The 22491-nt window shown below is 67.9% G+C and carries 17 protein-coding genes; 5 read left to right on the top strand and 12 right to left on the bottom strand.

Annotated elements, in window-relative coordinates; all coding sequences use genetic code 11:
- Positions 1-64 precede the first annotated feature (64 nt).
- Positions 65-415 (top strand): hypothetical protein, encoded by a 351-nt coding sequence (locus VF167_13375; protein HEX6926406.1) that lies wholly within the window; start codon positions 65-67, stop codon positions 413-415.
- Position 416: 1 nt separating this feature from the next.
- Here the strand turns inward: VF167_13375 and bshB1 are convergent, their stop codons facing one another.
- From bshB1 to VF167_13330, 9 genes are all read right to left on the bottom strand, one after another.
- On the bottom strand, positions 417-1166 hold the full coding sequence (gene bshB1 / locus VF167_13370) for a bacillithiol biosynthesis deacetylase BshB1 (protein ID HEX6926405.1): 750 nt from the start codon (positions 1164-1166) through the stop codon (positions 417-419).
- A gap of 84 nt (positions 1167-1250) precedes the next feature.
- On the bottom strand, positions 1251-2489 hold the full coding sequence (locus VF167_13365; protein HEX6926404.1) for an ABC transporter permease: 1239 nt from the start codon (positions 2487-2489) through the stop codon (positions 1251-1253).
- Between the two features lie 134 nt (positions 2490-2623).
- The gene (locus VF167_13360) at positions 2624-3865 is read right to left on the bottom strand and encodes an ABC transporter permease (GenBank protein ID HEX6926403.1); all 1242 of its coding nucleotides are present in this window, start codon (positions 3863-3865) and stop codon (positions 2624-2626) included.
- Between the two features lie 3 nt (positions 3866-3868).
- Positions 3869-4633: an ABC transporter ATP-binding protein gene (locus tag VF167_13355; GenBank protein ID HEX6926402.1), complete on the bottom strand. Its 765-nt coding sequence runs from the start codon at positions 4631-4633 to the stop codon at positions 3869-3871.
- Positions 4630-5934 (bottom strand): efflux RND transporter periplasmic adaptor subunit, encoded by a 1305-nt coding sequence (locus tag VF167_13350; protein HEX6926401.1) that lies wholly within the window; start codon positions 5932-5934, stop codon positions 4630-4632. Before VF167_13350 ends, VF167_13355 begins: the two co-directional genes overlap by 4 nt.
- A gap of 2 nt (positions 5935-5936) precedes the next feature.
- Complete coding sequence (locus tag VF167_13345; protein HEX6926400.1) at positions 5937-7454, bottom strand: TolC family protein; 1518 nt, start codon at positions 7452-7454, stop codon at positions 5937-5939.
- Between the two features lie 171 nt (positions 7455-7625).
- The gene (locus VF167_13340; protein HEX6926399.1) at positions 7626-8333 is read right to left on the bottom strand and encodes a hypothetical protein; all 708 of its coding nucleotides are present in this window, start codon (positions 8331-8333) and stop codon (positions 7626-7628) included.
- Positions 8330-9031 carry a hypothetical protein gene (locus VF167_13335; protein HEX6926398.1) on the bottom strand — a complete coding sequence of 234 codons (702 nt, stop codon included), beginning with the start codon at positions 9029-9031 and terminating at the stop codon, positions 8330-8332. The genes VF167_13340 and VF167_13335 overlap by 4 nt, the downstream gene beginning before the upstream one ends.
- Positions 9032-9088: 57 nt before the next feature.
- Positions 9089-9823: a creatininase family protein gene (locus VF167_13330; protein ID HEX6926397.1), complete on the bottom strand. Its 735-nt coding sequence runs from the start codon at positions 9821-9823 to the stop codon at positions 9089-9091.
- Here VF167_13330 and VF167_13325 point away from each other — a divergent pair.
- The 3 genes from VF167_13325 (at position 9822) to VF167_13315 (ending at position 16867) form a co-directional block, all read left to right on the top strand.
- Complete coding sequence (locus tag VF167_13325; protein ID HEX6926396.1) at positions 9822-14066, top strand: ATP-binding protein; 4245 nt, start codon at positions 9822-9824, stop codon at positions 14064-14066. The genes VF167_13330 and VF167_13325 overlap by 2 nt on opposite strands.
- Before the next feature lie 215 nt (positions 14067-14281).
- On the top strand, positions 14282-15157 hold the full coding sequence (locus VF167_13320; protein HEX6926395.1) for a hypothetical protein: 876 nt from the start codon (positions 14282-14284) through the stop codon (positions 15155-15157).
- A gap of 174 nt (positions 15158-15331) precedes the next feature.
- Positions 15332-16867, top strand: coding sequence for a YifB family Mg chelatase-like AAA ATPase (locus VF167_13315; GenBank protein ID HEX6926394.1), 1536 nt, complete (start codon positions 15332-15334; stop codon positions 16865-16867).
- Between the two features lie 16 nt (positions 16868-16883).
- On the opposite strand, the gene VF167_13310 is transcribed toward VF167_13315, so the two are convergent.
- From VF167_13310 to VF167_13300, 3 genes are read right to left on the bottom strand one after another with little or no spacing between them, the layout of a single operon-like run.
- The gene (locus tag VF167_13310) at positions 16884-18779 is read right to left on the bottom strand and encodes an Ig-like domain-containing protein (protein HEX6926393.1); all 1896 of its coding nucleotides are present in this window, start codon (positions 18777-18779) and stop codon (positions 16884-16886) included.
- Positions 18776-19990 (bottom strand): hypothetical protein, encoded by a 1215-nt coding sequence (locus VF167_13305; GenBank protein ID HEX6926392.1) that lies wholly within the window; start codon positions 19988-19990, stop codon positions 18776-18778. The genes VF167_13310 and VF167_13305 overlap by 4 nt, the downstream gene beginning before the upstream one ends.
- Positions 19990-21348 (bottom strand): tetratricopeptide repeat protein, encoded by a 1359-nt coding sequence (locus VF167_13300; protein ID HEX6926391.1) that lies wholly within the window; start codon positions 21346-21348, stop codon positions 19990-19992. Before VF167_13300 ends, VF167_13305 begins: the two co-directional genes overlap by 1 nt.
- A gap of 411 nt (positions 21349-21759) precedes the next feature.
- Between VF167_13300 and VF167_13295 the strand changes: the two genes are divergently transcribed.
- Positions 21760-22422, top strand: coding sequence for a signal peptidase II (locus tag VF167_13295; GenBank protein HEX6926390.1), 663 nt, complete (start codon positions 21760-21762; stop codon positions 22420-22422).
- Positions 22423-22491: the final 69 nt, after the last annotated feature.

Below are 22491 nucleotides of genomic sequence, written 5' to 3'. Positions count from 1 at the left end.
CGTCGAAGGGGATACATTGCAGTTGTGGTTCTGCATTTACGACCCCTTCGCTTCGTTTCTCCCCATGTCCCTTCAACCGAGCGCGGATGAGCCGACAGCATTCCGCACGACGGTCCACGGAACGGTGTTTTCTCGCCGTTCGGAGGCCGTGCGTGCGGCCGCGGCGGGCGACGAGTTGGTCCTGATACCGGATCCTCCGGACGCTGACGAGCCCGTCGTGTGGGTCCACCGCCTCGGTGGGGATCCGCTCGGCCACCTCCCTCCCGAGATCAGCGCCTGGCTCGCCCCCTGGATGCTGCGCGGGGGAGCCGCGTCCGCCACCGTGCTTCGGGTGGGCGGCAGTGACGTCCCCAGCTGGAAGCGTCTGCTCATCCAGGTGGAGTGCCATCCGCGCGGCGAGAAGGTCCCCCTCTGAGCTACAGGCTTCGCACGCCGAGCTGAACCACGTCGTCTACCGCCATGGTCTCGGCGGTGTAGAAGGGCTCGCCGTATTCGGTGCGGATCAACGAGCCGTAGCGTGCGGCGTGGATCCGCACCTGCTCGTACAGCGGCCTGTCCCCGCCGGGGAACACCTCTCCCGCCCACGTCTTCCCGTCGAACTGCGAGGAATAGCAGCGGATCGCCGCCAGCTTCGTCTCGATGTGGTCGCTGATGTCCACGACGAACGTGGGTTTGATCGCCTCCTCGCGGTAGGTGAGCGTGTACAGGATTTTGGTGGGGCGGTGAACCGGCTCGGGGACAGGCAGCTTCCCCAGCCCGGCGAGAAAACAGGCGTCGTACGCGAGCTGGGAGGCAACGCGGTGGTCGGGATGACGCCCGTTCATGAACGGGATGATCACCACGCGCGGCCGAAAGCTGCGGATGAAGCGCGCCACGTGAAGCCGGGTCTCGGGGGTGTTCTCCAGCGCGGCGTCGGGGAAGCCCGCGTTGCGGCGAGCCGTCAGGCCCAGCACCCGCGCGGCAGCCTCTGCCTCCTGGCCGCGAAGGTCGGCGTCACCAGCCGTCCCCATCTCTCCGCGGGTGAGATCGAGAATGCCGGTTCGGTATCCCTGGGCGGCGGCGCGCGCGAGCGTGCCTCCGCACAGCAACTCTATGTCGTCGCGATGGGCGGCGATCGCCAGCAAGTCTACTTCAGGCGCCAGCGGCTCACCGGTGGTTTCCGTCATCTGGGCTCTGCTCCGGGTACACAAAAGAACGCGAGACCGCGAAGATAAACGAGGTCTCGCGCTCGCGCACCCTGCGGGCAGACCTTACTCGTAGCGGAGGGCGTCCACCGGGTCGAGCCGTGCTGCCTTGTTCGCCGGGTAAAGCCCGAAGCCGATGCCCGTCACTGCCGACACCGCGAGCGCCGCGGCGATGGACCAGAGCGGCACCGAGGCGGGGAGCGGGGTCAGCGCCGACAGCAGCAACGCGCCACCGCCGCCGATCATCATCCCGATAAGACCGCCGATCACGGTCACCGTCATCGCCTCCACCAGGAACTGCCAGAGGATCTCCGTTCGGGTCGCGCCCAGCGCCTTGCGCACGCCGATCTCCCGTGTCCGCTCGGTCACGGAGATCATCATGATGGCCACCACCCCCACCCCTCCCACCATCAATCCGATAGAGGAGAGGACGAGCATCACCAGGGCGAAGATCCCGGTGAAGCGGCCCACCATGTTGCTGATCGCTTCCTGGCGGATCAGAGCGAAGTTGTTCTCGTCCGCCGGCCGGAGGCCGCGCGCGGTTCGCAGAGCGACGGTCACCTCGTCCATCGCCTGCTCCTGGGTGTACCCGGCCTTCGGCACCACCAGCAAGCTGAGCCACTCGTCGTTCGCATTGAGCCGTTTGACCGCGACCGTGGGCGGTACGACAGCCCAGACCTCGGCGTTGCCGGAGAAGATGTTGGGGCGCGGCCGGTAGACTCCGACGACGCGGAACAGCTCGCCGCTCAGCCGCACGTCCTGGCCGATCGGATTGATTCCCTCAAAGAGTGATTCCGCGAGGTCTTCGGTGAGCACCACGACCGAGCTGGCCCGATCCTCCTCGGTGGGGGTGAAGTTGCGCCCGGCGATGAACTCCCCCTGGGTGTAATCGGGCCACTCGCTGCTCTGTCCACGAATGTTCACCCCGGGGACGTTTTCTGTTCGCCAGCGCAGATCGGCGGAGGCGCTCACCGCCGCCGCCACCGTCTGGACCGACGGGAGGGCGGCGATCAAGCGCTGCTCCTCGAGGGTGATCGGCGGCTTTCCCTGCCAGGGTGGCGGCTGGGAGCCGTCGTTCACCTGGATCACCGTGCCGTCGTAGCGGTCGACGATGAAGTTGTTCGGCCCCAGCGCCTCGATCTCGCTCATGATCCCCGAGCGAAGACCGGTCACCACGGCCGCCATAGCCATCACCGTCGCAACGCCGATCACGATCCCGAGAATGGTGAGGAACGCCCGCACCTTGTTGGATCGCAAGGCGTCGAGGGCGATTCCCACTCCTTCCCGGACGGCTTCGAAGTTCATGTTGGTAGATGGCTATTGGCTGTCGGCTATCGGCCCGGCTGGTGCTATCAGCTGGCGGTTGTCAGTTATCGGTTATCCGTTGTCCGTTATCCGTTATCAGTTATCCGTCAGGCTGCTCATCCTCCCCCGCCGTCTCACTCATGCCTGAGCGCCACGATCGGATCCAGACGCGACGCGCGGTAGGCGGGGTAGACGCCGGCGACCAGACCGACCCCTACGCCCAGCAGGATTCCCAGCACGATGGAGAGGGGCGAGACGCGCGCGGGCACGGGTGACATCATCTCGACCAGCGCCGCGAGCCCGATGCCGATGCCGATACCGATCGCTCCGCCCATCCCGGAGAGGGTCCCCGCTTCGACCATGAACTGGGCGAGGATGTCGCGACGCCGCGCTCCCAGAGACTTGCGCAGGCCGATCTCCCTCGTCCGCTCGGTGACCACGACCAGCATGATGTTCATGATCACCACCGCCCCCACCACCAACGAAATCCCTACCAGTCCCGGGAGGGCGATCATCATGTACTGCGAGATTCGGGTCCAGAAGGCGAGGCTCTGTTCGGCGGTCTCCACCTCGAAGGTGTTCGGCTCGCCGGGACGAAGCCGGTGGCGCTGGCGCATCAGCCCTTCCAACTCGGCGGTGGCGGGCGCCACCAGGCGGGCCTCGGGCACCTTCAGGCTGATCTCGTCGACCTCGTTTACTCCGTTCAGGTAGCCGTTCACGCGGGACTTGGCCGGCGCCATCACCACGTTGTCGAGCGAGAACCCGAAGAGGGAGCCCTGTTTCTCCAGCACCCCGATGATTCGATAGGGGAAGCCGTAGATCCGGATGGTTCGGTCAAGAGGGTTCAGACCCTCGAAGAGCTTGTCCGCGACGTCCTGTCCGATCACCACCAGCGGGACCCCGCGATCCGCTTCGTTCTCGGAGAAGACGCGTCCCAGCTCGACGTCCATGTCCCGCGCGCGGAAGTAGCTGGCGGACACGCCGACGATCCGCACGTTCTCGAGCAGCCTTCCATCCGGGCCCTCGATCTGCCCGCCTCCCTCCGAGCTCACGGAGAGAATTCCCGGGGTCTGGATCCGTTCTTCCAGCCACTCCGCGTCGTCGAAGGTCAGCCGAGGCCGCCGCTGCCAGGCGCGCCAGGTCTCCTCGTCGACGTTCATGACGACGGAGGGGCGTTGCCGCAGCATGACGCTGTTGAAGCCGTAGACCTTCCCGGCGAAGTCCTCCTTCATGTAGGCGTCCATGCCGGTGATGAGCGTCACCACCGCAATGAGGAAGGTGACGCCCATCATCGTGCCCAGTACGGTGAAGAAGGCGCGCAGCTTGTGCGCGCGAATCATCGTCAGCGCCGTTCCGACGGCCTCCAGCAGGTTCATCGATCAGGCCTCGGAGAGTGCCAGATTGCCTACGCTTCCACGGGGCTCCTGTGGGGTGTCGCTCTCGATCACGCCGTCCCGCAGCGTCACCAGCCGCTCGGCATGCGCGGCGATGTCCATCTCGTGAGTGACCATGATGATCGTCTGCCCTTCCGCGTGGAGGCGGCCGAACAGCGTCATGATCTCCTCAGACGTGTGGCTGTCCAGGTTTCCGGTGGGCTCGTCCGCCAGGATGATCGACGGCCGCGTCACGAGCGCCCGTGCAATCGCCACCCGCTGCCTCTGACCACCGGACAACTCGTTGGGACGATGGCCCATGCGATCGGACAGCTCCACCGCCCTGAGCGCCTCGGCCGCCCGCTCCTTACGCTCGCTCTTCGGCACGCCCGCATAGACCAGCGGTAGCTCCACGTTCTCGAGCGCGGAGGAGCGAGGGAGCAGGTTGAAGGTCTGGAAGACGAAGCCGATCTCGCGGTTTCGGATGCGCGCCAGCTCATCGTCCGACAACCCGCTCACCGCATGTCCGTTCAGGATGTACTCACCGGCGGTCGGGGTGTCGAGACAGCCGATCAGGTTCATCAGCGTGGATTTGCCCGATCCCGACGGCCCCATGATCGCCACGTACTCGTTCCGATTGATGGTCAGATCCACGCCGCGTAGCGCGCGGACCGTTTCGGCACCGAGCACGTAGTTCTTCTGCAGGTTGCGGGTTACGATGACTGCGTCGGTCGACCCGCGAGGCGAGTTCGTCACACTGCGACCGTTCACGTTTCCTCCTGCGTGGTCTTGGCGGGCGGCGGGGGAGTGGTGGTCCGCACCGCCGCGCCGGCCTCGAGGTCGCGCACCGCCGCATAGGGCCCGGCGATCACCACCTCGCCGCCTGTCAGCCCGTCCAGGACCTCGAAGTATTGGTTCCCCGCGATTCCGATCTCGATGGGCACCCACTTGGCGGTGCCGCCGTCGAGAACGAATACTCCCTCGACCTCTCTCTCGCGCTGGGCGGGCCCAGCGGCGGCGCCGCTCGGGGCCGCGGCAGCGTCCTCGGCGACGTTGAACTTCTTGCCGTCAGGATCCCGTACGGTCACGGAGATGATCGGCACCGAAAGCGCCATCTGGCGGGTTTCAGTGATGATCTCCGCGGTGGCCGAGAGATCCGGTCGGAGCGACTCGGGAGGATTGTCGAGTGTGATCACCACCTCGAAGTCGACCGACTGATTCTGCTGGGTCGTCGCCGCACCCGACATCGCACCCTGCCCCTGAATGGCGCTGTTGGCGATCTGGGTCACTTTCCCGGAGAAGGTCTTGTTCGGGAAGGCATCGATGCGGACGACGGCGCTATCTCCGATGGAGATGTGCGGCACATCGGTCTCGTCCACCTTTACCGAGGCCTCCATCTCTCCCAGGTCGGCCACGGTCAGGAGCAGCGAGCCCGGGTTGTTCATGGTGCCGACGATGGCCGTCTCACCCTCCTCGATGTTCAGGCGCGTGACCCGACCGGTCATGGGCGAGACGATGGTCGTCTTCCGCAACGCCTCCTGTGCCTCGTTCAGCGAGGCGGTGGCCTGCAGGACCCCGTAGCGAGCCGCCTCGTACTGGGCTTCGGCCACTCGCTGCTGCGTTCGGGCCTGCTCCAGTTCCTGCTCCGAGATCAGTCGATCGCCACTGGCAAGCCGCTCCGCCCGCTCCGCCGCGCTGGTGGCCTGCAGCAGGTTCGCGCGCGCCTGGGCCTCCTGTGCCCGCGCCTGGGCGACCATCGCCTCCGCCCTCCGTACCGCCGCCTCGAAAGTCGTGGGATCGATCCGGAGCAGGAGGTCGCCCCGCTCCACCACCTGTCCTTCCACCACCGCAAGCTCGACAACGCGGCCCGACACGTCGGCGGAGATGTCCACCTTGCGCTTGGGCTGGATCACTCCGCTGGCGGTGACCACCGAGACCAGGTCGCGTCGCTGCACCGTTTCGGTACGGACCTCGATGGCCGATTCGCGCTGCGACGCGATCCCCACTCCGGCGAGGCCGACGATCGCCAGAGCTGCGATCGTGGCCCCGATCATCTTGCCGCGTTTGTTCATCTTTACCTGAGAGGTCGCCCGATCAGCGCCTCGAGCGCCGCCAGGGTCTTGTGGAAGTTGTAGATCGCGTCGATGCGAGCCTGTTCCGCCTGCGCCAGGTTCGCCTGCGCGTCTGTGACCTCGATGGAGTTCGCCGCTCCGAAGCGGAACCGCTCCTGTGCCAACCGCAGCTCCTCGGTGGCGCTTGCCACTACCTGTTCCTGCAGCCGCGCGGTCTCATAGGCGGTCTCGAGGTTCCGCACCGCCGCCGCGACCTCCTGTCGGAGGCGCAGGCTCTCTTCGCGCACGCTATGACGCGCGTCCGCCGCTGCTGCCTTGGCCTGGTCGACCTGAAGCTGGCGGCTGAAACCCGTGAAGATCGGAATCGAAATCGACACGGAGGCGTTCAACGGCTGGCGCTGGTAGTCGAACGGCCAGCCGCGGTTCTGGGCCTCGAGGTTCCGGCGGATGCCAGCCACCACTGCCGGATCGTTCGGATTGAAGATGTCGCAGTTCTGCCCGGGTCGGCCGATCAGCGCCATCAGATCGTTGTTGATCTGGCAGTTGTTGAACTGCTGTTCGAGCCCGGCTATCTGCTGCCCCACCAGCGCGTTGACGTTGCCCGCTTCGTAGACGAAGCCGGAAAGGCCTACGTTGAAGTTCAGGCTCGGCAGGTACGCCGTACGAGCCGCCCGTACGCTCGTGCGGGCAGCCGCGGCACTGGCCTCGGCGGCAAGGAGCGAGGGATTGCTCTGCAGGGCGATCTGAACCAGCTCCTCCGCCGACCAGTTGGGCTCGAAGACGGAGAAGTTGGTGGTGAGCTGCACCTCGGGGTCGAGCGGCGTTCCAAGCAGCCGCCCCAGCGTGATCGCTTCGACGTCGGCGGTATTGCGCGCCTGGACGAGGTTCACCTCTGCCTGGCCGTGCTGGACCTGCGCTCGCTGAACGTCGAGCGGAGTGCCCGCGCCCACCTCCAGCCTGGCTTCGGCCAGACGGACGTGCTCGGCCGTGCGGGCCACCTCCTGCTCGGCCTGGGCCACCAGCTCCCTCGCCTGCAGCACGGTCAGGTACTGCTGTGTGACCTGCGCATCCAGCGAGGCGGCGGCACCTTCTACCTGTCGCTCGGTCGCCCGCTTCTGAGCGCGCTGGACGGACGGCTGCAAGAGGGTCGAGCCACTGAGGTTCAACCCCATGTTCAGAGAGTAGCTCGACGAATAGCTCTCCGGCTGCCGCCCGAACTCGATCGTATTGTAGCGCGCCTCGCCGGCGGCGGTGTAGCCGTAACTGTTGCTGGCGGTGAGGCTGGGGAGCAGCTCTCCGTAGGCGGCTCGAACCGAGGAGCGCGCCACCGCGACGTCGTTCGTCTGCTGCAGGAAGGTCGGGTTGTTCTCACGAGCGATCCGGATCGCCTGATCCAGCGATAGCTCGGTAGGCGCGGGCTGTTGCGCGGCGCCTTCTGCGGGAAGGCCGAGCCAGGCCATCGCTGCGAGAACGACCAAGAGGGACGCCGACAGAGGCCGGCGGGCCAGGGATCCGTTCACGGTTCGCTCCTATGTGTGCAACGGGACTGCGAGGAAGAGAAGGGCTCCGGTGTCGGCACCGACTACGGGTACCGCCGGACAAAGGTTTCAGGCGGGCGCGACCGCGCGGGCGAAACAGTCCAATCTCACAATTATCGGATTGCCCTGCAATAGTCGTCTGCGGTATCGCCTTCAGGCGCCGAAGACGAGCGCTCTGATCACGTTCAGGAGCAGATAGGCCGCCCACAACAACGCCGTGGCGCTGAGAGTCGTGACCCGGCCGCCGATCGCCGCGGCGCCCGCGCCCATGACTCCGAACATCCACAACGTGAAGAGATTGACTCCCTGCAGGGTTGCCCCGGCGAGCCCGGAAGCCGGAAGACCGAGCAGCACGCCGACATTGGGAAGCAAGGTGGGTGCGTCGAGGGCGAGACGCACCACATTCGTGACGAGCATGCCCGCCGAAAGGATGAGCAGCGCATGTGATGCCACGGCCAGGTACTGGCGGAACGATCCCCCTCCCCGGGCGAGAACCCCGAAGAGCAGGAGCAGCACCCCGCCGCCCGCGAGGGCCAGCATCGGGTGACCGGCAATCGCGCTCAGCATCGCCATCACGCGGCCCCACAGGACGATCTGCTGCGGCGAGGAGGTGATCTCGACCGGGACCCCGCGGCGGTCGACGGGGTTCTCCATCTGACCGAGATAGTACTCGGCCGGCTCCGCGGCGGCCGCCACCGCCGCCACGAAGGTTGCCAGGCCGAGCGCATCCACCCACGGAGGCCGGTCGGAGAAGGTGCTGAAGAGACGCCGCGGAGCGACGAACGTAGCGCGGACGCGCGCCAGAAGGGGAGCCGAGGCGGTTGCCTCCTCTGGAGGAACGGAGGCCATGAGCTCGCTCACGCCGGTAGCTCCGTCCGAACGGCGACGTAGCCGGTGGAAGGAATCTCCACCCGGATCACCCTGCCCAGGTCATCGACCCAGACGTGTCTCACCTCTGCGCCGTCCGGCTGGATCTCGAGATGATAGAGGGGAACGGTGACCCCGTTGATCTCGACGCTCTCCGCGCCGACATCCTGCACCGTCGCCATCACCTGGCGGTTATCACGCGGGACGATGATGGGGACCTTCCCGCTACGCACGCGTCGAGCGAGGAAGTAATAGTGATGCGCCACCGCGTCATCGAGCACGATCGCGCCCGAGCTGGCCACATATTCTCTCATCTGCTCCCCCGAGGGGGTGGCGATGCGAGCGCTGACCCGGCCGCCGCCGATGGTGCCGACGACCTTGCGAGGAGAGCTTCCGCCGACGGTGACTTCGTAAGAGACGGGCTGCGCCTGGAACCCCGAGGTCTCCAGGCGGGTCGTGAGATCGAGGGTCCCGGTGGGCAGGGTGAGGTTCACGCGACCGGTCGCAATGATCTCGGCACCGCTGCCCGCGCCGGATTGCCGGATTTCGAACTCCTCCGTTCCTACCGTGCGACCGCCGACCTGGACTTCGAAGGAGCCGGAGTCGTTCGCCCCGACCTGGGCAGACGCTGTCGATGCCGCGAGCGTCGAGCCCGCGACGAGCAGCGCACAGAGCTTCGCGCCGAGCTGCATGGTCCTTTCCGCTTGATGGTTCGTGCGGTCAGGGTACCCCGCTCCAGGGGCGGGGTTTCAGCGCCCGGACTCGGAAATCGTTTCGCCGAGGAGGACCTTGGTCCGGATCCGGGAGAGAATGTGCTCGAAGATCAGCCGGCCCTTTTCCGCCGTGGCGCGCGAGGGATAACCGACCGAGCCGGAGCTGCTCGGGGGGAGATGGTCGATCCGCCACGGCTCGCCGTGCGGATTCGGGGGATCGAAGTCCTGTGCCTGCGCGAGGTTGACTTTGTCGGGACGAAGGTAGAGCATCAGAGAAGTGAGCACTTCCCCGCCGTGCTGTGGTTCCACGCGCCCATCCAGGAACTCCGAAAAGTCGATTCCCAGGACTTCGATCACGCGAACGCGGGCGCGCGTTCCCGACACGCTGGCCAGCGCTTCGATATGGGGATCGTAATCGTGCGCGGTGACCAGGATGAATTCTTCGAATCCGCTGTCTTCCCACGCGGCCAGCACGTCGTTCAGGAGGCGGTGCAGGGTCTTTTCCTGCGCTCCGGCAGTGCCCGGGAAGGGGCGGTCGGCGGCGAGGTTCACGCCCACGGGGAAGGTGGGAGCCAGGAGGATGCCGAATTCGCGGGACAGCTCGCCGGTGACGGCCTCGGCGACGATCGTGCTCGCGCCGATGGGGAGGTGAGGTCCATACTGGTCGCACACGCCGATCGGTACCAGCAGACGGCGGTCGCGCTGGAGGTGCCTCTCCACCTCCTTCCACGAGAGCTCCGTCAGCAGGAATGGATTTGGTGAGCGAACCATGACGACCCGTCTGGGTGGAGGAGACGCAGCCGCCCGGGCGCAAGCTACGGGCCATCCGAATCCACGTGAGATTCTCGGCTGGATCGGCGGGTGGGGGTGTGTCCTCGCGGTTTCCTTCTGGCTTTCGCAGCTATCGCTGTTCGCCCTGCTGGCAGGTGCGCTCGGGGCGGCGGCCTGGACCTGGTCGGTGCGCGGCGAAGGGCGTCGCCGCTGGATCATCGTGGCGGCGCTGTGGCTCGCAACCGTGGTCGGCTTCTCGGTGCACCTGCGCCTGCGCGAGGTAGCCACACGCTGGCCAGAGCTGCAGCGGGAGATCGAGGCCCGCGCCGCGCGGGCGCTCAACATGGAGCTGGACGGGCTCGTCACCCACGGCGACCGGGCGGTGGCCGCACTGTCGCGCGAGCTCCAGGCTGGAGAGATCGCGGACTCTACCCGGCTGTTCAGCCGCCTGGAGCTGATCCGGCGCGCGGAGAACCTCTCGGCACTGGCCATCTTCGATCGTCGCGGGGTATCGGTCGCCTGGGCGGGAGAACACCGCGGACAGATTCCCGTCGCCGTGCAGCGCGGCAGCAGCCCCTACGTCTTCTACGAGGGGCCGCTGTTCAGCTACCTCTACTTCGTCTACCCGCTCCGGGACGGTGGAACGGCGGTGGCCGCGGTGCTGCTCGAGGCGAGCCTCGAGACCGAGGGGGGCGAGACCCCCTTCGCTGCTCGCTTCGAGGAACGCCACGGCGTCCTGCCCGTGTTCACCTACCCGAACCGGGCGGTGTGTCCGTCCATCTGGGACTGGTCGCTCGATCGGGCCATCCTCAGCGCCTGCTTCACCGCCCTCTCGCAGTCCTACTGGTGGAGCAGAGTGCAGGAGCGGGGGCGCTGGGAGGTTGCGGGTTTCCTCCTGCTCGCCATGGGCCTGCTCGCGCTGCGCTGGTACCGTCGGCGCATGCCGTATCCCGGCCTGCCGGTAGGCCTGATCACGGTGGCGCTGCTGATGATGCCGCTGGGGCCGATGTCGCGGACGGAGACGCTTTTCTCTCCCTCCCAGTTCGTGCTGCCGCGGCTCCCCTGGGACGTCAGCCTGGGAGTGCTGCTGCTGGTCCTCACGAGCGGCTCGATCTGGTTGCTGACACGCGCGGGCGGAGGCCGCTTCAGGCGCTTCCGGATCCCCTGGTGGGGTCAGGCCATTGCGGTAGCGATCCTCCTGCCCGCCGTGCTTCGGCTTCTGCGCGTTTCGACCGGCGCGATCCTCGCCGCGCGACCCGCCGGCGGTTTCTATCTGCAGCTCGCCGGGGTCCTGCTGACCTCCCTGCCGCTCTTCCTGCTGCTCCTGCATTCACGCAGGCGACATCTCTCCAGGGTGCGTCCCGCGACGCTGCTGATCGCTGGAGTTGCTGCATGCGCGGCACTCGCGGTCGTGCTGGCGCTCCGGGCAGGGCCGCAGAGCCCATCCGCCCTGTGGAGCTCGCTCTGGGCACTACCCTACGTCGCGTTCGCCCTCGCTCTGCCACACCTGTCTGCGCGCTATCGCCCTCTCAGGGCGTGGCTTGTGGCTGGACTGGTCGCGTCGAGTTGCGTGCTGCCGACGCTCTGGACCTGGCACGTGGAGGCCAAGCTCCGCAACGCGGAGGAGCGCGAGCTCTCCCGACTCGGCACCGAGGCCAACCCGTATCTCGATTTCCGGCTCCGCGTTTTCGCGGAGAAGGCACAGGACTTCGCGGCGGAAGGAGAAACGGGGGTCAATCTTCTCTATCACAGCTGGATCGAAAGCCGGCTGGCGGAAGAGGGGTACGAGGCGCGCCTCACCATCTGGCAGAATGGGACGGCCCTGAACGAGCTGCGGCTGACGCAACTCACCGACACCCTGCCCTCCGTGGTGCGCATGATGGTGGAGCGCCACCGTGGGTTGGATGCCCCCGTCGTTCAGCTGCACACCCGCGTGGAGGGGCTGCATTACCTCCTCCTCGTTCCGCTCCCCGGCGGGCGGACGCTGTCCGTGGCGGTGCCCCCGCGCAGCCGGCTTGCCGGGGCGACGGCGCTTGCGCGGTTCCTCCACCAGGAGGGAGGCAGCGAGCCCGGCGCGGCGGTTTCGTCGCTGTATCTGGTCCCGAGCGACACCCCTGCCGCCGACAGCCTCGTGGCCGAGGATGCTTCGCGAAGGCGGGTCGAGTGGCATCCGACCGAGAACGGGTGGCGGAGCGAGGCCCCCGCGCGGTACCCGTCGGGCTGGATGCACGCGCACCTGGTAGTGCGGACCTCCTCCCTGCCGATGCTCCTGATCCGCGGTGTGCTCCTGACCACCGCGCTGCTCGGCGTGCTCTTCCTGATGTGGCTGACCGCGCGCCTGATATCCCGCGACCTGGGAGACCTTCCCGTTCTGCGGCCCGAGCGGCTGCGCTCCTTCCGCAGCCGTCTCACGCTCACGCTGTTCGCCTTCTTCCTGCTTCCCGCGGGAATCTTCAGCGCTGTGGCGTACAGCGCGGTGGCGCGGGAGGTGATCCTCTCCGCCGAAGCGTTCGCGCGCAGCACCCTGGAGCAGACGGTCGACGAGATCTCCCCGGGGACTCCGCTGTGGAACGTGGTGGAGGAGGTGGGTGCGGACCTCCTTCTGTATCGTCGCGGCACGCTGGAGGTGGCCCCGGCGCCGGAGATCCTCGAGCTGGGGCTCTTCGACACCTGGCTGCCGCCCTCGGTCTACCTGGCGTTCGCGGGAGGCGACGACCTCGAGGAGGTCGACCGCCGCCGGCTGGGTCAGAACGAGTACCTGGTGGGCTACCGTCGCCTGGAAGGTGACGTCGTGCTGGCGGCGCCCATCGCGCTTGCGCGTGATGACATCGCGCGGCGCCAGACCCAGTTCCGCGACATCGCGCTGCTGCTGTCGCTGGTGGGCGCGGCGCTCTCAGTGTTCCTCTCCCTGCTCGTGGGGCGGGCGCTCACCCGACCCATCGACGAGCTCAGTCAGGCGGCGGCCACCATCGGTTCGGGCAACCTCCAAGTGCAGCTGCCGGAGAGCCGCCCCGACGAGTTCGGCAGCGTCTACCGCTCGTTCAACCGCATGGCGACGCGTCTCCGCAGCGCTCGAGCGGCTCTGATTCGCGAGACGCGGCGAACCGAGACGATCGTCGCCGAAGCGGCGACAGGTGTGCTCGCGCTGGACGCCGATGCCGATGTGGAGATGGTCAACCCGAGGGCGGCCGAGATCCTGGGCGCACCGCTCGAAGTCGGCCAGCCTCTGCCGCGCACCTCGGCTCCTCTGCGGGCGGTGGGGGAGGCGCTCGACCGCTTCTGGCGCTCGCAGGAGACGGAGGAGGCGGTGGAGCTCGAGGTCGAGGGGCGCATCCTGCGGCTGCGTATGCGGCGGCTGACCTCCGGAGACGGACCGGGCGGCGCGGTGGTGGCGCTCGAGGACGTGACCGGGGAGATCCGCAGCGCGCGCGTGCTGGCCTGGGGAGAGATGGCGCGGCAGGTGGCGCACGAGATCAAGAACCCGCTGACGCCGATCAAGCTGGCGGTGCAGCACCTGCGTCGCGCGTACCGCGACCGGCGCCCGGACTACGACGAGATCCTGGATCGCAACGTCGAATCGATCCTGATGGAGATCGATCGACTGGGGGAGATCGCCCGCGCCTTCTCGCGCTTCGGGACACCGGACAGCACGGCGGATCGGCTGGAGTCGATCGACGTGGCGAGCGTGGTGGAGGAAACGCTCACCCTCTATCGCGGGGCGGGGGAGGGGATCCAGTACTCCCTGGAGGTGGATGCCTCGCACAGGGTGCGGGGGATCGCCCGCCGGGGCGAGCTGAAGGAGGTGCTCGTCAACCTGCTGGAGAATGCCCGCGAGGCGGTGGGGGAGAGCGGCGAGATCCGCGTTTCCGTCAACGGGGCGGAGCACGATCGGGTGGAGATCGCCGTGGCCGATACCGGCGAGGGGATTCCTCCCGAGCTGCTCACCCGGGTCTTCGAGCCGCATTTCTCTACCCGCACCAGCGGAACCGGCCTGGGCCTGGCGATCGTTCGGCGGATGGTGGAGTCGTGGGGTGGGGAAGTGGTGGCGGAGTCTGTCGCGGGGCGGGGGACGCGGGTGCGCGTGTTGATTCCCAGGGACGTGGGGGGTGAGGAGGATGCAGTGGGTGCGGAGGAGGCCTTGAAGGCGGAGGATGCCCTGGGTGAGGCGGTGGATGTCGGAGGTGAAGAGGATGCCGCGGGTGTGGAGGGGGATACGAGCGAGCGAGAAGATACGATAGAGTGAGGGTGGCCCGGGGCAATCGAAGTTCTTGCCTGATGGGCGTGTAGCCGGCCACTATTGGCCACGTCGAAGGTGTTGTGCTCCGGGCCCCACGGCGGCACTCCCTGACCGCGCAGGCGAGGCCGCTCGCCTGCGCGTGCAGGCCGCTCCGGGGAGGCTGCTACTGCTCTCGCTGGCCTGCGCTGGCCAATTCCATCACCTCTCTCCGCGATCCCGCCATGTCCCGAACCTCCCGCTTCGCCGTTCTGCTGGCCGTGCCGGTGCTCGTCTGTGCTTGTGGCCAGGCCGACTCCGCGGGTGGCTCCGCGGAAGATACATCCGCCGCGAGCGCCAGCTCCGCGTCCGCATCCGAGCCGCAGGTAGTAGAGGTCGGCGCCGTCGACTACTCCTTCGAATCGCCCGATGAGCTGGATCCCGGCTGGGTCACCTTCCACCTTGCGAACCACGGGGCGGAAGCGCATCACCTGACCCTGCTCCGGCTGGAGGAGGGAAGGACGGTGACGGAGCTGGTGGCCGCACTGCGTGATGGGCGGCCGATCGACGGCATTGCCACGTGGGCCGGAGGCCCGAATGCCCCCATGCCCGGAGCGTCGTCGAACGCGACCGTGCAGCTCACTCCGGGTGAGTATGCGCTGATCTGCCTCGTGCCCTCGCCGGACGGCGTTCCGCACGTGTTCAAGGGGATGGTGAAAGAGATCACGGTGCGCGACGGTCCCAGCGCCGGAGCCGAGCCTGCCGCCGACGTCGAAGTCACGCTGCGCGACTATGCCTTCCAGATGAATCGGGAGGTCACTGCCGGCAAGCATACCATCCGGGCGGTCAACGAGACCACGTCCACGGAACCGCACGAGGTGGTGGTCGCTCGCCTCGCTCCCGGGAAAACGGTGCAGGACGTCAACAATTGGATCCACAACATGCAGGGGCCGCCGCCGGCTGAGTTCCTGGGCGGCATTTCGGCGATCGCGCCGGGGCAGAGTGGCACCTTCACCGTCGACTTCACGCCCGGAGAGTACGCGATCCTCTGTCCCGTTCCCGGGGCGGACGGCGAGCCCCACACCTACAAGGGGATGATGCTGCAGTTCACGGTGATGTAGGGGGGTGCGGCGAAGCTGCTTTCAGGGGGCGCGACGTTTGTGTCATCGCGCCCCCTGATTCGTTGGGCGGGAAACGACGGCTTCCATCGCTCCATTCGGGGTCGGTATGGTGGTATAAGGTTCGACCACCGCTCCGTTCGGGGCATCGAAGTCCAGTCTCGCACCCGCCCGGTTGTGCTTGCACGCGCTCTGTCCGGCGCCGTTCTGGGGATCGACGCTTACATCGTCAGCGTCGAGGCCGATGTGGCCAACGGGCTGCCGAACTTTGCCACCGTCGGCCTGGCGCAGGGGGCGGTGCGAGAGGGAAAGGACCGGGTGGTGGCGGCCATCAAGAACAGCGGTTTCCTCCTGCCCCCGCGGCGGATCACGGTCAACCTGGCGCCCGCGGACGTGCGCAAGGAGGGGAGCGCCTTCGACCTGCCGATCGCCATCGGCATCGTGGCGGGGACGCGCCAGATCTCCGGTTTACGTCTGCGGGAGTATGTGCTCCTGGGAGAGTTGGGGCTCGACGGGCGGCTGAGACCGGTGCGCGGTGCGCTGCCGGTGGCGGTGGCCACGCGCGAGGCCGGGTTGCGCGGGCTGGTCCTGCCCGCGGAGAACGTGGCCGAGGCGGCGGTGGTGGACGGGATCGAGGTGCGGAGCGCCGGAACCCTGCTCGAGGTAGCCCGCTTCCTGGACGGTAGCGGAGACCTTGCCACCGTGGCGGGCTCCGCCGCGCGGTACACGAGCGCACCTCCGGTCTTCCCGGTGGACTTCGCGGACGTGAAGGGGCAAGAGCACGTCAAGCGGGCGCTGGAGATGGCGGCGGCTGGAGGGCACAATGTCCTGATGGTCGGGCCGCCCGGGTCGGGCAAGACCCTGCTCGCGCGCCGCATCCCGACGATCCTCCCGCCGCTGACGCTGGAGGAGGCGCTCGAGACCACCAAGATCCACTCCGTCGCCGGCCTGCTCGAGCCCGCCTGTCCGCTGGTCCAGCTCCGCCCCTTCCGCGCGCCGCACCACACCATCTCCGACGCGGGGCTGATCGGCGGTGGGACCATTCCCAAGCCCGGGGAGGTGTCGCTCGCGCACCACGGCGTCCTGTTCATGGACGAACTGCCGGAGTTCCGCCGCAACGTGCTGGAGGTGCTCCGGCAGCCGCTGGAGGAGTCGGAGGTGACCATCGTGCGGGCGAACTTCAGCCTCACCTATCCCGCGCGCTTCATGCTGGCCGCCGCGATGAATCCCTGTCCCTGCGGTTTTCACGGCGACGCGACACGGGCGTGCAAGTGTCCTCCTCCGGTGGTGCAGCGCTACCTCTCCCGCATCTCCGGGCCGCTGCTCGACCGCATCGACCTGCACGTCGAGGTTCCGGCGGTGCGCTACCGGGATCTATCGGATCAGCGCCTGGGAGAGCCGTCGGAGGCGGTCCGGGCGCGGGTGACCGCCGCGCGGGAGATCCAGCGGCAGAGGTTCAATGGCCGGCGGGGCCTCTTCGCGAATGCCCACATGCGGCCGCGGGAGATCCGCGAGTTCTGCCCCATCGGTGAGGCGAGTGAGAGGCTTCTGAGAGGCGCCATCAACCGGCTAGGCTTCTCGGCGCGGGCCTACCATCGGATCCTGAAGATCGCTCGGACCATTGCTGATCTCGAGGGCACGCCGGACATCCGGCCCCATCATGTGGCGGAGGCGATTCAGTACCGGTCGTTGGATCGGCTGATGCGAAGTTGAGGCGGGTACTCCAACCCTACCGCCGCGGTATCCGTGCCGTCTTCAGTTCCGGCGCAAGCGGATCGTACCGCACCCCGTCCGCGACGAACTCGGACTGAACCCCGCCCGGTAGCGTCACCCGCACCCGCAAGTCGTGCGGCACGTTCGCCTCGCTGGCCGACTCGAAGGTCAGGCGGATCGTCTCGGCCAGCACCGACTCGATGTCGAGGGCGTTCAGGTCGACCGTGCCGTTGGGGTTGAGAACGAGCCGCACGCCGCCGGTCGCGTCGGCGAGCACCCATGGATCGACCCCTCCGTCGGCAGTACGAATCTCCTCGATCGCGGGCGCAACCGAGTGCACCACGGTGCTCTCTCCGATCAACTCGGCGATGCTCTCGATGGTCTGGTCGGAACAGCCGCAGAACGACCCGCTCCAGTGAAGGCTGATGTCCGTGATCAGGATCATCACCCGGGTGGCGCCAGGCCTCCAGGAGAGCATCCGGTGGGCGTACTCGATCGCCTCCAGCCCATTCTCCGGCGCATCTCCACCGCCCGTGGCCACCCATTCGGCCTCGACGTGCTTGCGGAAGACCTCGGGGGTGGTGAGGTCCTGAACCGGCCCGAGGAACTCATCGGGACTTCCCGCGGGCGTGCTGGGGATGGTGGAGGGTCCGGAGTAGCCCACCGACCCGATCCGGATATCCAGCCCCCGCTCGACCAGTTGCTCGGCGAAGGAGATCACGCTGTTGCGCACACCGGTGATCGCCCCGCCCATCGAACCGGAGAGGTCCTGGATGAAAACCAGGTCCACGCCCACCGCACCCTCCGACGTCGTCACCGTGAAGGGCCGCACGCACTCGTCCTCATATACCTGGAAGTTCTCCGCGGTCAGCCCTCTCACCGGTCGGCCATCGACCAGGATTGGGTTCAGGACGACATCCACCAGCAATCCCGCCGCCCGCGCGACCACGCCGGAGACCCGGAATCCATTCTCTTCCAGCGGCGGAGGGGCGGGCACGCACGGCTCCACCACGCGAAGCGGCGCGCTGTCGCTCTTGCCCTCGGCACTCACCGAGAGGCGTGTCTCGCCCGCGGAGAGCCCGCGAACCAGGCCGGCTGCGTCCACGGTGGCCACCCCGGTGTTGGAGCTGCTCCACTCGACGGTTCGGTCAAGTAGGTTGCCGCGCTTGTCGAAGACCTCCACCTCAGCCTGAGTCGTCTCGCCGACCTCGATCTCTTGGGCGACCGACAGCGACACGCTCGCCACCTCGGACCGGATGGTGATCGTCATCGTGTCGCTGAGGCCCCCGAAGGTGCCGGTGATGCGGGTCGCGCCCTCCTGCTTTGCGATCAGCCGTCCGGAGGTGCGGTCGAGCTCCACGAGGCCGTCCGGATTCGCCGACCACGACAGCTCGCCCGCGATCGCGTGCCCGGTGGCGAAGGCCGGAGAGCCCGTGAGGAACAGGGTATCTCCGAGCTCGATCCGCTGGACGGCGCGATCGATCTCGACGTGATGCGGCACGGGCCCCAGGCTGATCTCGATCGGGGTCGTTGCTCCCCGGGCGAGATCCGCCGAAGCGGTCCCGTGAAACAGAAGATCCTCCCCGTTGAGGATCCCGACCTCCACGACGGCTGGGCCTGCGGCCGAGGAGGGGAGCTGGAGCCCGATGCGTGTCTCCTCGGCCGGAGTGAAGGAGACCAGCGTATCGAGCACCGCCGCCTCCTCGCGCAGCACACGGATGCGTACGCCATCCGCTGCCTCGAACGCCGCCGCTCCTCCCCCGGCAATGATGCGCGCTGCTTCGGAGAGCGAGTAGGAGATCCGGATGGCGGGTGCGTCCTCGGCCGGTTCGACGAACAGACCGGAATCGCAGGCCATTGCCGCGAAGCAGAGCGTCGCCGTGACCAACCACCGGCGAGAACCGAGACTCATCGGGCACCTCCGCGGATCGCCATGCCGATCTGCAGCCCGGTGAGACGGCTGTCCCGATCGTCGCTCAGCATCAGCTCTCCGAAGCGAAAGGTGATCGACGGCACCAGCACGACACCCCGGTCCACCGAAGCCGTCACCTCGGAGTTGAACCCGCTCAGGCGCAGCTCGGCGGCAGTCCCGAGACCCAGGACGTAGCCCTGGCCGATGCCGTCCTCGCGGCGGAACACCCGGATATCAACGGATGGAAGAAGGCGGTGCCGGCCGAGAGGAAGGCGGCTGCCGCCTCCAAGCAGGTAGAGCTGCTGAGAGGGGAGATCGGCGGTGGTGGTGATCGCTCCCACGCGCAGGGGATCCACGACATTCCCCCGAGCGCGGTGCATCACCCCCGCATAGGCGATCGCGGAGCCGGCCATCCCCAGCGGGAAGGCGTACGATCCGACGACCTGAATGCGATTGCCGGAGTCATACAGGTTCGCCCCGTTCAGCCGATCGCGATCATAGGTGAACAGGGTGGCGTAGAGCGAAGCCTTGGACTGGCCACGGACGTTCCGATCGATCGCCGCGCGCAGGCGCAGCTCATTGCCGGGGCGGAAGGTGAACGAGCCTTCGTCCAGCGGGTCGTACTCGCTGGCGACGCGGTAGCCGGCGCTCAGCCCCACGTTGAAGTCGCCGATCGAACGCGCGGCTGCGGCGCTCAAGGCGTAACCCGCGCCGCCCCCCCAGCTGGAGATACGCAGGGGGAGCAGGTCGGCCGCGACGACCCCTGCGACCGCCACCTCGTCCGGGCTCTGCGACTCCACTCCGGTCGGGAGCACCACGAGCCCGGTGAGCGAAAAGGTGGTCTTTCCCGAGCCGAACGGCACCGTGGCGCGCACCTCGGTGTCGGTGAAGCCACTGATCTCCGAGTCGCTACCATCCGCACGGCGCAGCACGCCGGTCGCGTGGGCGCCGGCTACCTCCAGGGTCAGCCAGCGGGCCGGACGGAGCCCGGCAGTGAGCGGGATGGTGCGCAGCGAGAGCCGCTCCATGCCCACCGCTTCGGCGCTGGAGAAGTCGTAGCTCTCGAAATTGATCCCCGCGCCGATCCCGGCGTCGATTCCAGCCGAGGGGAGCTGAGCTGCGGCCACGTTCCCGCCCGGAAGCCCTGCCGTGACAACTATCGTGACAGCGCTGAGAAGCGTCCCGATCCGCCGGATCGCGAACTTGCTCATCAGAGACCTCCCGGCCGATTGATGATCACCTCGACGACAGTGGCGGGCTCGAAGCCTTCCGTGCCCATGATCTCCTGGGCGGGGTCGCGCGGACCCACGCCGGGGACGAACAGGTCGAGAGGTCCAAAGGCCACCGGCAGCCGGGTCTCGAAAGCGCCTGCTTCGGCCAGGTCGTTGGTGGTCTCCAGGCTGGCGATGGCGAGTCTTTCCGCCTCCTCGGCCCGCATCCGGGCGGCTGTGAAGTTGGGGTCCAGCCTCAGCGCCTCCCGGAATTGGAGGGCGGCGGCCCTGAAGTCGCCGGCGTCGGCCGCACGCAGACCCCGGCCGTAGGCGAGCAGCGCCTGCAGGTTCTCGGTGGGACGGCGGTTCACCCGCTCCCGCTCGGCCGGGGTGAGCTCGATGCCCATGGCGTCGAAGATCCGCAGGGCGAGCCGCTTCTCGAGGTCGAACAGGCGCGGGAGAGCGTCCTCCTCGGTGATGTGCACGACATTGCCGGGCGCGGATGCCGCGTAGGCCGGCCCCTGTCCCTGCTCCATCCCAGCCTCCCCCGACGTTGCGCTCACCAGGGCGGCGTCGAAGCGGATCTCCGCTTCACCGCCACCCCCCAGCGTCCCCTGAACGAGCCGCTCCGCCCCGAGCAGGCGACCGCCGCGAGCCGCGGTCTCCGGGGCGACCAGCCCGGCGCCCTCGAGACCCAGCTCGTCGAGGAGGAACTGCACCCTGGTGCGCTCCAGCACGATGAGCCGCTCCGTCTGGGAGAGGTCGGTGATGAGCATCTCCGCCATGGCGAGGGAGAGCGGGCTCAGCGCCGTGTCGGAGCTCGCCAGGTAGAAGGGGAAGACCGCTACGGTTCCCGGCCGGGGAGGGGCCTCCGCGAGCGCTACCTCACCCGCGATCGCGCGCGCGACCGCCGCCTGCAGCTCTCGCCGCGCCAGCAGCGGGAGGCGTCGCTCCACGCGGGCGCGAAGGGGCGAGGGATCGCCCAGCGCCAGGTACGCCTGGTAGAGCTCGCGGGCCCGCGCAAACTCGCCGAGGTCTTCCAGGGTCAGGCCGAGGAAGAGCACCGCCCCGCCGTTCTGCGGATCCTGCTTCTGTGCCTCCTGCAGCAGCGCGAGCGCGCGATCGGGCCGACCGGCCGCCCGGTACGCCGCGCCCAGCCGCACCTTCGTCGCAACCTCGTTCTGTCTCCGCGCCAGCTCCGCCTCGAGCGAGGGAATCTCTTCGGGCGAGGGGGAGGGAACCCCGCTCTGGGCCCCGCTGCACCCGGTGCAGAGAAGGACGACGATCAGGAAATGGCAGGTGGCCAGCGGGAGTAATGCGGAGGTAGGTCGCTGTCGAAACCTTGAGAGATCGGCCAAAGCAGTCCTCGGAGCGATCGGGGTAGGGAATCGTCGACTCGAGCCGAGTCGGTCGAAGGGCCTGGAGCCGTGTGGACCTGGAGCCGAATGGGTACTGCGAGGTAGGTAGCAGCTGCTCGCCCCGCGGCCGACCCGCGGCGGCTGAGCCAGCGCGCTGCTCAAGCAGGTCGCATACCCTCCCACCTCAGCGCCCTCTGAACGGAAGTTTGCGAACTATCTCCGCGCTTGTGCCGCTTTGCCTACGCGCGGGGGCCGTTCTGTGGCGTCGATGCCGTGGCACGGATCCGACAGGAGGGGTATGCTTCCCGCGGTCGGAGGTGGTGCGTCCGCGGGCTCCGGCGCGCATCTTGAGGCTGCGCTCGACACCAGGAGTCCCGCAGGGGTGGGGGCGCCTGTTCCGAACGAGGTCGCATGATTCGATTGGTGAGACAATTCGTCGCGGCGGTCACCGGGGAGCGGCGCTGGAGGCGTCGGGGCGGCCGTCGCCGCACCGACTACGAGCCGAACCTGGGTTGGGCGCGGGTGATGGCGATCGCATTTCCGATCGCGTTGCTCGACTGGGCGATGAAGTGGGTGGTGGCCGAGACTGTCCCCCTGGATCAGCTGCGCGTCGTGTCCGACCGGGTGGCCCTCTGGCACGTTCAGAACCCCGCGCTGATCCTCGGTCTGCACGGCGATCTTCCGCTGGGGGCCCGCAAGGTGATGCTGTCGATCTACGCCAGCATCGCGGCCATCCTCCTCATCGGCGTGCTTGCGCGAGGGCATCGATTGTTGCCACATCGCCGCAAGTGGGCGTGGCTCTTCCTGGGGATGGTGGCCGGGGGAATGATGGGCAACCTGGGAGAGCGGGTGCTCCACTGGCGGGTGACGGATTTTCTCTCCTTCCGCTGGGGTGATCTCTGGCTCCCCCCCGGCAACGTCGCCGACCTCGCCATCGTGCTCTCCCTGCCTCTTGCGCTCGGTGTGCTGTTCTTCGAGCTCGAGGCTCGCGCGCTGCGGCGCTCGGTCGCCGTGTGCGGTGAGACCGAGGAGCGGGGTGGGAGCGCTCCCCGCGCTGCTCCGCTCGAAACCTGAAGCGCGCTGGCGATCCGCTGCCCGGCGGCCGTATCTTGCTGCTCCCAATTCTGATAGGAGCAGGATGAT

The sequence above is a fragment of the Longimicrobiaceae bacterium genome, assembly GCA_036375715.1.
Lineage (GTDB): Bacteria > Gemmatimonadota > Gemmatimonadetes > Longimicrobiales > Longimicrobiaceae > DASVBS01.
The sequence above is the reverse complement of the archived record's forward strand: the minus strand, read 5'-3'. Positions and strand labels throughout refer to the sequence as shown.

Coding starts and splice junctions, on each gene's coding strand:
- VF167_13365 (HEX6926404.1), bottom strand. CDS start 2,489: ATGAACTTCGAAGCCGTCCGGGAAGGAGTGGGAATCGCCCTCGACGCC.
- VF167_13330 (HEX6926397.1), bottom strand. CDS start 9,823: ATGGTTCGCTCACCAAATCCATTCCTGCTGACGGAGCTCTCGTGGAAG.
- VF167_13305 (HEX6926392.1), bottom strand. CDS start 19,990: ATGAGCAAGTTCGCGATCCGGCGGATCGGGACGCTTCTCAGCGCTGTC.
- bshB1 (HEX6926405.1), bottom strand. CDS start 1,166: ATGACGGAAACCACCGGTGAGCCGCTGGCGCCTGAAGTAGACTTGCTG.
- VF167_13320 (HEX6926395.1), top strand. CDS start 14,282: ATGTCCCGAACCTCCCGCTTCGCCGTTCTGCTGGCCGTGCCGGTGCTC.
- VF167_13375 (HEX6926406.1), top strand. CDS start 65: ATGTCCCTTCAACCGAGCGCGGATGAGCCGACAGCATTCCGCACGACG.
- VF167_13350 (HEX6926401.1), bottom strand. CDS start 5,934: ATGAACAAACGCGGCAAGATGATCGGGGCCACGATCGCAGCTCTGGCG.
- VF167_13360 (HEX6926403.1), bottom strand. CDS start 3,865: ATGAACCTGCTGGAGGCCGTCGGAACGGCGCTGACGATGATTCGCGCG.
- VF167_13335 (HEX6926398.1), bottom strand. CDS start 9,031: ATGCAGCTCGGCGCGAAGCTCTGTGCGCTGCTCGTCGCGGGCTCGACG.
- VF167_13295 (HEX6926390.1), top strand. CDS start 21,760: ATGATTCGATTGGTGAGACAATTCGTCGCGGCGGTCACCGGGGAGCGG.
- VF167_13325 (HEX6926396.1), top strand. CDS start 9,822: ATGACGACCCGTCTGGGTGGAGGAGACGCAGCCGCCCGGGCGCAAGCT.
- VF167_13310 (HEX6926393.1), bottom strand. CDS start 18,779: ATGAGTCTCGGTTCTCGCCGGTGGTTGGTCACGGCGACGCTCTGCTTC.